Origin of the sequence: Sulfurisphaera tokodaii str. 7 (assembly GCF_000011205.1) — an archaeon.
Taxonomy (GTDB): domain Archaea; phylum Thermoproteota; class Thermoprotei_A; order Sulfolobales; family Sulfolobaceae; genus Sulfurisphaera; species Sulfurisphaera tokodaii.
In genome coordinates this window covers 55,364-67,579 of record NC_003106.2, presented here as the reverse complement: position 1 = coordinate 67,579, position 12,216 = coordinate 55,364, and the positions used below count along the sequence as shown (strand labels likewise).

Sequence of the window (12,216 nt, the reverse complement as noted above, 5' to 3'; positions counted from 1 at the left end):
CCGATAAGGAAAGCAAAGAAGATTCCTAATTCAGTAATTTAAAGGCAACGATACTTTAAAATCATAGAAAAAAGAAACACTTTATCCATTAAAGTCTCAAAAATATGATTGTTTAAACAATCATAATATTTATCACGTAGTAATGAATAATTTTTATTATATAATAGATTTCATCTTTTGTCATTTTAAGGAGCAAAATACTTTTCATTATCTAAAAATTGAGATTTTCTAATACAATCCGCCTAGATCACCAAAAACATCAACTCTCATTAGATATGATGTTTTATCTCAAACTTTAAGAATATTGAATTCACTTTTCCATTAATCTTTCGAATATTACAAGAACTATAGTGAAATCTGAAATAACACGTAAAGCTTATAAATAAGCGTAATAAAATATAGATGATATAATTATGGTAGAAATAATAAAGGATAAGAAAATAGTAGTAAAGCCAAATTTAACTGACTACGATGAAGTAAGAAGAAATTTTAGTTGGGACAGAGTACGCAAGGAGCTAAATTATTATGGTGAAGTAAATGCAGGAGAATTAGCAATACATAATAAAAATGATAAACTTGCCTTATTATGGGTGAGTGAAGAAGGCAGTATAAGAAAGTTAACATTTAATGATTTAGAGAAAAAAGGTACTATATTTAGAGATGTATTAGAAAATAATGGGGTAAAAAGAGGGGATAGAGTAGTTATAATGTCTAAAAGGACACCATCATTATACTTCTCATTTATTGCAATAGCTATGATAGGTGGTGTCATAGTTCCTATCTTTTCAACATTCGGTGAAGAGGCAATAAGGTATAGAGTGGAAAATAGTGGGGCTAAAGTAGCTATAGTGCATGAGGAGCTAACAGATAAATTTAAGAATATAAGTGGGATTAAGGTTTTAAGAACTACTGATGATGGAATAGAAGGAGAAAGTAATAGGTTAGGTAATATTTCATATGAAAAGAGATCAATTAACGATCCTTTCTTAATACTTTATACTTCTGGAACCACTGGAAAGCCTAAAGGGATTTGGCACGCCCAGGATATTTTAACGTTCTATTACATTTCTGGGAAATATCATTTCGATATGCATCCACAAGATATATTTTGGCATACTGGAGATCCAGCGTGGGTGGCGGGATTTGCGGGTGTATGGACACCATGGGTTAATAGTATTCCTCTTGTTTCATATGAGGGAAGATTTAAGGCTGAAACTTGGTATTCTATTATTGAAGAATTTAAAGTTTCTGTAATTTCTACTGCACCAACAGCCTTAAGATTGTTAAAGAAAGAAGGTCTGGAGCTTAGTAAGAAATATGATCTTTCATCAGTTAGATTTATACATGCAGGCGGAGAATATGTAGATCCAGATACTGTTAAAATAGGTCTCCAAATATTTGGTGTTCCGGTTCATGATGGATACGGTCAGACCGAGACTGCGACATATGTCATAGCTAACTTCATCTCAATGCCCATAAAAGTTGGATCCATGGGTAAACCATTACCGGGAGTCGAGGCTGTGATTGTTGATGAAAACGGAAATCCTCTTCCACCTAACACAAGGGGTATATTAGCTTTCAAACCTGATTTTCCAGCTATGGCTAGAGGAATATGGGGAGATGAGGAGAGATGGAAGAGTAACTTTAAGAACGGTTATTATTTAACTGGTGATTTAGCGTATATGGATGAAGATGGATATTTCTGGTATTTGGGTAGGGCAGATGATGTAATTAAAGTTTCTGGCTACAGAGTTAGTCCAATAGAAATAGAGAGCGTAATATCAACCCATCCAGCTGTAGCCGAAGTTGGTGTTATAGGCATAGAAGACCCTGTTAGAGGGCATAAGATAAAGGCATATATAGTACTTAAAAAAGAATATGAACCTACAGAGGAGCTAAAACAACAAATCCAAAATTATGTTAAAGAGAAATTAGCTTCACACATGGTTCCCAGAGAAATAGAGTTTGTAAAAGAATTACCGCACACATTAAGTGGTAAAATAATGAGGAGAGTTTTGAAATCCATAGAAAGTGGTAGTAATATTGGCGATATAAGTACATTAGAAAATCCAGAAATTATAAAGAAATTAGAAAAACAATAAAAATATTACTAAGTTAAGGGAAAAACTTAAATAATATTATGTACAGTTAAGATTAGTGTGATATTATATGATTAAGGTTGAGGTAAATAAAGAGAATAAAATAGGTAAAATATTAATAGATAGACAAGAAAAAATGAACGCAATAACCGTTGAGATGAGAAAAGAAATAGGAGAGAAAATAATAGAATTAGACAAAGATCCGAGCGTAAGAGTAATAATTATAGAAGGTGTAGGTGGAAAAGCATTTAGTTCTGGAGGAGATATAAGTGAATTCCTATCATTAAACCCAGAGACTTTACTAGATTGGGGAGAAGATCTATCAACAAGTGAAAGAATAACTAAGCCAGTAATAGCTGCAATAAACGGATACACATTTGGTGCAGGCTTAGAATTAGCATTATCTTGTGATATAAGAATAGCCACACCTAAAAGTGAATTTAGCTTTCCAGAAATAAGACTAGGAATGGTACCTGCAAGTGGAGGAGTAACTAGGATAGTAAAAATGTTAGGTGTATCTAGAGCTACTTATATGCTAATGTTAGGAAAGAGAATAGACGCACAAACTGCTCTTCAGTGGGGTATAGTACATGAGATTGTTGATGAAGATAAACTAGAAGGAAGAGCATTAGAAATAGCTAAAGATCTAGCTAGCCTATCACCCTTAGCCCTCAAAGCGTTAAAGAAAATAATAAGAGAGGTTGCAGATTCACCATTTTACGCAGGATTTGATATTGAAAGGAAAACTTTCGGCTTACTTAGATATAGTGAAGACTTCAGAGAAGGCGTAGAGTCCTTCTTAAATAAGAGGAAGCCTAATTTTAACGGTAGGTAAGTATGATATTTAAAGAGGGGTTTCGATTTGTAAAGGGAGAAGGTTCGTATATTGATGACGTATTAACTAAAGAAATAAAAGGTTATTTTTCTGTTTCTATAGTTAGATCTCCTTATGCTCATGCAAAAATAATAAGAATCAACAAAGATGATGCAGAGAAATTAAACGGGGTAGTAAAAGTAATAACATATAACGATTTAAGGAATTTTTTAGACCCCTTTCCACTATCACTTGACATAAATTTAGAATATTATCCGATAGCTAGAGATAAAACAATGTATTATGGTGAACCGGTTGCAGTAATAGTAGCAAAAGATGATTACATAGCAGAAGATGCAAAAGAACTAGTGCAAGTAGATTACGAACCATTGGATGCAGTTGTAAGTATATCTGATGCAATTTCCAAGCCACCAATTCATCCTAATCTAAAATCAAATATAGTACTAGATAAAACTTTTATTTACGGAAAATATATGGACGAAATTAAGAAAGCAAATATAATAGTTGAGGAAAAGATAAAATTTCCAAGATATACTGCATCTCCGCTGGAAACATATGAAGTTTATGCCAAATATAACGGAGAAGAGTACGAGATTTTTTCTAATTTTCAAGGACCATTTACCATTCATTATCTCTTAAGTAAAGCATTAAAATCTAAATTAGTTATAAGAGGACCAAGAGACATAGGAGGATCATTTGGCATTAAGAGCGCAATTTATCCATACATGGCTTTAATTGCAGCATCTTCAAGACTAGTAAACAGACCATTAAAATGGATAGAAACTAGAAACGAACACTTAACTTCAAGTTCCGTTGGAGCTGAAAGAGAATCGATTATAAGAATATATGGAGATAAGGAGGGAAAAATCCACGCTATAGACATGGAACTCACAGATAACTTAGGAGCATATCCTAGACCTCCAGAGCCCGGAAATTTGCTTAGAAACCACGGAAATTTAACTGGTCCTTATGATGTACAAGCATTAAAATTAACGTATAGAGCAGTCCTAACTAACACAGTACCCACTGGGTTAAATAGGGGTTATGGAGGACCGCATTTGTATTTAGCATTAGAGAGTGCAATAGATGAATTTGCAAGAGAAATAGGTATGGATCCCATGGAGGTTAGGATAAAAAATGTGATAAAAACTACACAATACGAGACAGTTACTGGAGGCAAATACTACGGATTCAGCTGTTATAATGTAGTAAAAAGGATGAAAGAGTTGTACGATAAGCTTAAGGTAGAGGTTAATGAGGAAAGAAAAAGAGGAAAGAGGGTTGCAATAGGTACCTCACTAGTAGTAGAGCCATCCGGTACTAATATAGGATATTTAGACTTAGCTAGAGAAAGTAAGGACTATTTACCTAAATCTTCAGCTCAAGATATGGTAATTGTGCAAATAGATCCATATTCGAAAGTTAAAGTAATAGTGAATGGGACTAATGAGGGACAAGGTCATGAGACTGTAATCTCCGAAATAGTGTCCAAAAGATTAGGAGTAAACCCAGAGGATGTAGATGTAATATACAGTGTTGATACAAATAGACCATGGGTTATATCCTCTGGCAGTTATTCCAGTAGATTTACTCCGATAGTTTTACCAGCACTAAATAATGCATTAGACCAATTAGAGAATAGGGACTGTTCTCAAACAGTCATCAAATTCGATAAGTGTTTGTAAAAATATTATGATGTTCATAAAAATAGTTTTTTCTAATGTGACTCACTAAGAAGAGCTAGAAGTGTAAAGAGTAAAAATTGTTTTAGAAAAATTTATGTGCAAGGGTCACGAGGTTATATGGGGGTTCACGAGATGGACCTCGTAACCCTTGCACAATTAATACTTTTGGTTCTGAGGAATTTAAATTTTAAGCCAAGAAAACACGATTTAGAAGACCTTGCTTACGCAATAGCAGCATACCTACTAGGAGTACAAGTCACCAAACTGGGAATACCACCATCAACACTATACTACTACACTAAAAAGCTTGGAGTAAAGAGGAGAAGAGAAGAAAAACCACCTTGTCCCTCATGCAAATCAAACAAAATAGTAAAGAACGGCTCATCTAGAGGAAAAACAAAATACAAGTGCAAAACTTGCGGGAGAACATTCTATCAAACACAAAACCACAAGATGAGTAAAGAACAAAAGGAAAGGATACTGAAAGAGTACACTAACAGAATGAGTATGAGAGGAGTAGCAAGGGTTGAAGGAAAACCATTAACAACAATATACAGTCTAGTGATGAGGAAGGGGATAGAGGCATACGCACACTTATTAATCCTACAAGAACAACTAAAGAACTTCACAGCAAAATCCACAGTAATTGATGAGAGTTGGACTTACGTGAGGGTTAGACACGGTTCAAAGAGGGAGAACTTGTGGATATGGAACGCATTAACTGATGGTGTACCCTTCTTCACCACGGGTGATAGGGATTATAGGACTTTCAGTTACCTCTTGAATACCCTACCCAAGAGCAAGGTATATTACACTGATGATTACTCAGTTTATCAAGTACTCAACAATCATGTTGTAAGTAAGAAGTACACATACACCGTGGAGAGTTATAATTCTTACTGTAGGGCTCACCTTGCTAGGTTGGCAAGGGATACAAGGGCTGTTAATAGGAGTAGGAGGATGGTTGACTATACTATTGCCTTGTTGAACATCATGTACCCGGTAGTTTATTCAAGGGAGAAAACTCCCTTAAATGAGGCTTACTTGAAGGGGGTACAATATATTAGAAATAAACTGATATAATATTACAAATACTTATCGAATTTGATGACTGTTTGAGAACAGTCCCAGAGAATAAAATAATAGATATGGCTTCGGAAATATTAGGAGTCCAAAAATCTGAATTAAAAATTGAAAACGGAAGAATAAAGACTATATCTGGAGATAGATCTATATCATTAAGACATCTAGTAGGCACATTCTACTGGGATCCAGTTAAATTGAAAGGAATAGAAGGAAGTCTCACAGCAGTAGGTTACTTCCAATCCCCATATGCTGATAACATAAAAGAAGGAAAGATAAATTCCTCAATATCATACGGTTGCATGGGTCATATAGTAGAAATCGAGATAGATGAAACTAACATACCCAAAATACTAAAATACTACGTAATACATGATGCTGGTAAAATAATTAATGAAAATTTTGCGAAAGGTCAAATAATTGGTTCAACCTTTCATGGTATTGAAGTAGCCTTATATGCATCAATAGAATATAACGATGAGGGAATACCATTAACTCAAACATTTTCAGACTATGGAGTTATGACTGCAATTGAAAGTCCCAATATAGAAGTGGAACATATAGAAAGCAATAGTGATTACTCTTCTGGGTTAGGAGAAGGAGGAACTATGGCGGCCCCTCCAGCAATCCTTAATGCCGTAAAATCAATAATTAATGTGAAAGAAATACCAATATTTACAGTACTTACTAACAAATGTAGTAAAACTTAACGGAAGTTGTTCTACCTAAAGCCTTTTCACATATACTCTACCAGATTTTATAACTTCATAGTAGTGTGAAAACAGTTAAGATAAAGGAAGAGGATTATTAAATAATTGGGCGAATTGCTTAATCGAGAAATCATACATTAAACCTTATTTTATCTCAAGTGATCAGATCTTATTCCATACCTCGTTATAGAGAATAAATATTTACTGAAAAGTTTTATGAAAATTAACGATTTTCAGATAAATAGTTCCAGAGAATAACGTGTAGAAGATAAGAAGTTAAGATAAATTTATAGCTGAAGAATGATATAAAATAGAAGAATCAGATGGAACTTTAGTGGCTTTATCTCATTTATTTTCTCCCTTCAAAGGATACTCCATAGACTTTTTCATATTAAAAGACAAGAAGGTACCAAAAGTGAAGTAATGACTGAAGTAACAAGATATATTTCGTGTAGTCGAATGTTTTTTCCCTTAGCACTTACATATTTTATACGTTATTCTATCCATATCATTTAAACAAATTTATAGCTTAATATTAACACTATAAAATACATTCTTATCTTTTCTTTTTTAACAAAGATTTTTAAATAAACATGATCAATATAATATAGTGGGATAATTGATAAAAGTAGAAACACCTGATGGTAAAATACATGAGATCCCCGTAATAGATTATCACGTACATGTATGGAAAGCCCATGAGGATAATTGGTTAAGACCAGAATTGGCTAAAGGATGGATAGATTGCTTTTACGACTATCACAAATCGTTAAGTCCCCAAGAATATATAATGGATTATAATACCTTCAAATATTACGGATCAAAGAAAATGATCGAAGACGTATTTCTTAACGGTTACGTAGATATAGGAATTACCCAACCCCAATACCTATTATACTTCTATCGCACACCTTTTGGAAACACTGAAGAATTCGGTAAACTAGTTTATGAAAATCCCTACAGATTTATAATAGGTACCAGATGGGATCCCAGAGATGGTGAACAAGGTAAAAGACAACTAGAAGAAGACGTTAGAAAATATAGGGTCAAACCCTGGCAAATGCGTCATGTGAAACTATACACTGCAGAATGGAAAGATATTGGAGGAAATTTATCAAGAGGATGGAGACTGGATTCAAGAGAAGCATTTGAATTCATAGAATTTAGCAAATCATTAGGAATAAACATCTTAGTCCCGCATAAGGGACCAACAGTATGGCCCTTAGATAAGGACGCATTCGATGTAAAAGACGTAGATGCTGCAGCCACATCATTCCCAGAAATGAAATTTGTAGTAACACATATAGGATTACCAAGGTTTGATGATTTCTGCTGGATAGGAGTTCAAGACAAAAACGTTTATGCTGGATTAGCAGTAGCTACAGCATTTATACATAAGAGACCAAGATACTTTGCACAAATAATGGCCGAACTACTATTCTGGCCTGGACCAGATAGAATCCTATACGGATCTGACAAAACGCGGGGCAGCCTCGCCTTTTAAGGCGGGGTAAAGTTTAAAAATTATTTTGAATACTTTAAAGTGTGGAATACAAATCAACTAGGCATGCAAAGTACCTCTGCAACTACCACTTCGTATGGATACCGAAATACCGTAGGAAAGTACTAACAGGCGAAATAGCAGAATACACTAAAGAAGTACTAAGAACCATAGCAGAAGAGCTAGGCTGTGAAGTATTAGCCCTAGAAGTAATGCCAGACCACATCCACCTATTCGTTAACTGCCCACCGAGATACGCACCGTCATATTTAGCAAACTACTTCAAAGGAAAATCAGCAAGACTAATACTCAAGAAGTTCCCAGAGCTGAAGAAAGCTACTAACGGGAAGCTCTGGACTAGAAGCTACTTCGTATCGACTTCTGGTAACATATCCAGCGAGACGATAAAGAAGTACATTGAAGAACAGTGGGTGAAAGAGGGTGAAGAGGACTAACGTAGTTAAACTAATAGTAGACAAGCAAACCCACGAAAGACTGAAGGAGTTGGCTATTACCACAGCGAAGTGTTGGAACGAAGTGAACTGGTTAAGGATGCAACAGTTCAAGGAAGGGGAGAGAGTAGACTTTGCTAAGACAGAAAAGGAGGTGTACGAGAAGTACAAACACGTGTTAAAGGTTAACGTTCAACAAGTTGCTAGAAAGAACGCTGAGGACTGGAGAAGCTTCTTCTCCCTAATCGAAGAGAAGAATGAGGGAAAATTACCAAAGTGGTTTAAACCAAGACCTCCAAGGGTATTGGAAAGATAAAAGTGGAAAATATAAACTAATCCTAATCATTAGGAACGATCGTTATGAGGTGGATGAGAACAAGAGGATCATCTATTTGAAGGACTTCAAACTCTCTCTGAGGTTTAAGGGGAAACTCAAGTGGCACGGGAAACAAGGTAGATTAGAAATAATTTACAACGAAGCTAAGAGGAGTTGGTATGCTCATATTCCAGTGGAGGTTGAAAGTGAAACGAAAGTTGAGGGCAACCTGAGGGCTTCTGTTGATTTAGGAATCATCAATTTAGCAACAGTTTACGTAGAAGATGGTAGTTGGTACCTTTTCAAGGGTGGTAGTGTTCTTTCACAGTATGAGTATTATAGCAAGAAGATACGAATCGTTCAGAAGACCTTAGCGAGGCATAAGCAGAATAGGAGCAAGAAGCTGAAACTCCTCTACGAGAATAGGAGTAGGTTCCTCAAACACGCTTTAAACAGTATGGTTAGGAAAGTAGTGGAGCTGTTGAAGGACAAACGGGTAAGCGAGGTTGTTATAGGTTATCCTAAAGAGATTAATAGGAACCACGGTAATAAACTCACTGTAAACTTCTGGAACTACAGGTACGTTATTAAGCGTTTTGAGGAGATTGGGGAAGAACTAGGAATTAGGGTTGTTAAAGTGGATGAATCTTATACTTCTAAGACGTGCTCCCTATGCGGGGAAGCCCACGAAAGTGGGCGTGTTAAACGCGGCCTATTTAAGTGTCCCCGCATAGGGAAAGTGATAAACGCAGACCTGAATGGAGCGATAAATATCCTACATATCCCCGAGTCCCTAGGATCTGGGAGTGGAGGGCAACTCCCAGTGAGGGATAGGGGTAACGGACTGAAGATCCAGCCCGTGGTCTACCGCTGGACGAACGGAGCGGGGTGGGTGCTTTACGCACCCACTAGCTATGAAGTTGTGAGGATGAAGGTGGTAAACCACAAACCTATGAACCGCCCTAAGGGAACCCTCGCCCTTTAGGGCGAGGAGGAGGTCAGTATGCAATATGGAATCCCAAATGGATAATAGAGGACTTCATTAAATTCGAATTACCACCAGATATAGAAAAGGAATACGGAGTTCAACTAACTTTAGATATAAAGAAGAAAATACTGTACGAAAACGCTGCAAAACTGTGGGGAATAGATGTTAATGAGATTATGAAAACATTAAATGATGATATTAAAAGTAGGGCTAAAGTTCTTGAGGTTAAGCTAAGTAAAGAGATGGTGTATTAAATGAGGTCTAATTTGCATCCCCTATCCTTATCTGTACCACGCAAAGAAATGCCTCATATTATGTCTCTAACAACCCTAGTTATAACCATAGTGAGGTGTATTAAATGAGTGAAATCCTTAAAAATGTTATAGACCCAGAGACTCTAAGCTCAATAGTCGATCTAGGATTTGTTAAACAAGTAGAGGAAGGAGAAAATAGGATAAGGGTAGTACTCTCTCCACCTACCTTTTGGTGTCCCCCAACATTCCTATACATGATCCTAGAGGATTTAAGAGAAAAATTAAAGAGTAAATACGAAATTATTGATATAGAGGTCATAGACCATCATGATAGTGAAAAATTAACAAAATGTATAAATAAAGGGCTAAAATTTGACGAATGTTATAAAGATGAAACCATGAAAGATCTTTATGATGATTTGAAGAAGAGATTTTACCAAAGATTTGAAAGGGGAATGAGTCCGAAAAACAGATCGGACAAGCTAGTAAGATTATCCTTAGGTATAACTGGAGAAATGTGTAAATTATTAGCTGAGGAGAGGATGAAACGTGAAGGCAGTTAGAATTCATGAATATAATGCACCCTTACAATTAGATGAAGTAGATTATCCAAAAATAACTGGGCCTTATGATATTATAGTAAGAATAAAGGGTGCGGGGGTTTGCAGAACTGATTTACATATACAAGAGGGAATTTGGAAAGGATGTATTTAATCCAAAATTACCCTTCACCATTGGGCATGAAAATGTAGGAATAATTGAGGAAGTTGGTAGTGCTGTGGATTGGTTAAGTAAAGGAGACCCGGTAATCCTACATCCCTACATAACTTGTAGGCACTGCAAAGCATGTAGGGCTGGGAATGATATGCATTGTCCTAACGGTAAGTTCCCAGGGCTTGATGGGACTGATGGAGGTTATGCTGAGTATTTAAAGACATCAGCTTATTCAGCTATAAAATTGCCTAAAAATGTAGACCCAACACCAATGGCACCATTAGCAGATGCTGGGTTAACAGCGTATCACGCAGTAAAGAAATTAAAACTAGATCCCGACAGTAAGGTGGTAGTGATAGGAATAGGAGGATTGGGGCATATAGCAGTACAGATATTAAAGGCAATAACGCCGGCAACAATAATAGCTGTTGATGTTAGTGAGGATAGGATTAAATTAGCTAAGGAATTGGGAGCTGATGAAGGAGTAATAGCTGGAGCTGATGGAGGAGTTAATGAGGTATTAAAGTTGACTAATAATGAGGGGGCAGATGCAGTACTGGATTTTGTAGGTGAGCATGGTACACCTAAGAACGCTATAAGGATGATTAAAAAAGGAGGAATATATTCCATTGTGGGTTATGGTGGAGAATTTACTAATACGACACTGGATTTCATCAGTAGAGAAATAAGTGTTATAGGGAATTTAGTGGGGACATATAATGAGTTAGCAGAATTAGTTGAATTATATGCAAGAGAAAAAGTGAAATTAAGAACGCAAATGTTTAGGTTAGAGGAGGCAAATAAAGCATTAGAAATGCTTAAGAGTGGAAAAATAGCTGGAAGAGCAATATTAGTACCGTAATCTAGACAGCAACATCATAACATAAATCTAAGCTATTTATTTTCTTTTCTTGATCTTAATTTAACGTCTTTCTTCATGAAGAAATAAGACTTAGTTAGATACTACAATTTAGGAAAATTGCCATATTTTATAGTTTCTATGAGCATACACACAAATATATGTTTCTAATCAAGATAAAAGATAGAAGAGTAAATTTAAAATGTATTTTTTAAGAAATCGTGAATTTTTAGGAATTTTCCGTCTATCTATTCGCACTAGCTAAAGAACATTTAAGATTATTGCTGGGTAATATGGTAGAAATTCACATAGATCCTTTAGTACACTTTCTATTATCTTAAATAATTCATCAATAATCTTTTCTATGCAATTATTCTTTATCTTTTTTAACTCCTTTTTATATTCTTTACGGCGTCCTTTGCCTCTAAATTCCCTGACATCAGTACCGAAAATTAGAAAAGCCTTCTCTTTTTGGGAGTTAATCCAGTTGATCACAGAGTCATAATCTACAACTTTCATCTCTTTAGGCGGTTTACTGCAAAGCTCGTTTGTTCAACTGTATGCTTTACCGCAATAGATTGCTATTTCCATAATTTAGTTTACGCAGTTTAGTATAATTCGTCAGTTATGCTTATTGAGACTTTAAAAAGCTTTATCTTTTGGGGAAATTTATACATTTTTGATTAGCAGTTTTAAGGGGGATCCCTTACCATAAAAAAT

Annotated in this window: 10 protein-coding genes and 2 pseudogenes; 11 read left to right on the top strand and 1 reads right to left on the bottom strand. The window is 35.5% G+C overall.

Annotation, left to right across the window (positions count from 1 at the left end; genetic code table 11):
• Window positions 1-413 precede the first annotated feature (413 nt).
• From STK_RS00280 to STK_RS00235, 11 genes and pseudogenes are all read left to right on the top strand, one after another.
• Window positions 414-2,102 carry an AMP-binding protein gene (locus STK_RS00280; RefSeq protein ID WP_010977987.1) on the top strand — a complete coding sequence of 563 codons (1,689 nt, stop codon included), beginning with the start codon at window positions 414-416 and terminating at the stop codon, window positions 2,100-2,102.
• A 67-nt stretch (window positions 2,103-2,169) separates the two neighbouring features.
• Entirely contained in the window at window positions 2,170-2,934 is a 765-nt protein-coding gene (locus STK_RS00275) for an enoyl-CoA hydratase/isomerase family protein (protein WP_010977985.1), read from the top strand.
• Window positions 2,935-2,939: 5 nt separating this feature from the next.
• Window positions 2,940-4,577, top strand: a pseudogene (locus tag STK_RS00270) (xanthine dehydrogenase family protein molybdopterin-binding subunit); the annotation flags it as partial.
• Between the two features lie 159 nt (window positions 4,578-4,736).
• The gene (locus STK_RS00265; protein ID WP_052846137.1) at window positions 4,737-5,702 is read left to right on the top strand and encodes an IS1 family transposase; all 966 of its coding nucleotides are present in this window, start codon (window positions 4,737-4,739) and stop codon (window positions 5,700-5,702) included.
• Between the two features lie 32 nt (window positions 5,703-5,734).
• Window positions 5,735-6,412 carry a molybdopterin cofactor-binding domain-containing protein gene (locus tag STK_RS00260; protein ID WP_052846135.1) on the top strand — a complete coding sequence of 226 codons (678 nt, stop codon included), beginning with the start codon at window positions 5,735-5,737 and terminating at the stop codon, window positions 6,410-6,412.
• Window positions 6,413-7,031: 619 nt separating this feature from the next.
• Window positions 7,032-7,916, top strand: a complete 885-nt coding sequence (locus STK_RS00255; RefSeq protein WP_232616503.1) for an amidohydrolase family protein — start codon at window positions 7,032-7,034, stop codon at window positions 7,914-7,916.
• Window positions 7,917-7,957: 41 nt separating this feature from the next.
• Window positions 7,958-8,368, top strand: a complete 411-nt coding sequence (gene tnpA / locus STK_RS00250; RefSeq protein WP_010977980.1) for an IS200/IS605-like element ISSto1 family transposase — start codon at window positions 7,958-7,960, stop codon at window positions 8,366-8,368.
• Window positions 8,355-9,666: pseudogene (locus STK_RS00245) on the top strand (RNA-guided endonuclease InsQ/TnpB family protein). The gene tnpA and the pseudogene STK_RS00245 overlap by 14 nt, the downstream one beginning before the upstream one ends.
• Before the next feature lie 361 nt (window positions 9,667-10,027).
• Complete coding sequence (locus STK_RS00240) at window positions 10,028-10,486, top strand: iron-sulfur cluster assembly protein (protein ID WP_010977977.1); 459 nt, start codon at window positions 10,028-10,030, stop codon at window positions 10,484-10,486.
• A complete protein-coding gene (locus tag STK_RS15510) occupies window positions 10,473-10,637 on the top strand; it encodes an alcohol dehydrogenase (protein WP_010977976.1) in 165 nt (54 codons plus the stop codon). The genes STK_RS00240 and STK_RS15510 overlap by 14 nt, the downstream gene beginning before the upstream one ends.
• Window positions 10,576-11,499, top strand: coding sequence for an NAD(P)-dependent alcohol dehydrogenase (locus tag STK_RS00235; protein ID WP_010977975.1), 924 nt, complete (start codon window positions 10,576-10,578; stop codon window positions 11,497-11,499). Before STK_RS15510 ends, STK_RS00235 begins: the two co-directional genes overlap by 62 nt.
• 258 nt (window positions 11,500-11,757) lie before the next feature.
• Here the strand turns inward: STK_RS00235 and STK_RS15505 are convergent, their stop codons facing one another.
• Window positions 11,758-12,015: a hypothetical protein gene (locus STK_RS15505; protein WP_052846134.1), complete on the bottom strand. Its 258-nt coding sequence runs from the start codon at window positions 12,013-12,015 to the stop codon at window positions 11,758-11,760.
• Window positions 12,016-12,216: the final 201 nt, after the last annotated feature.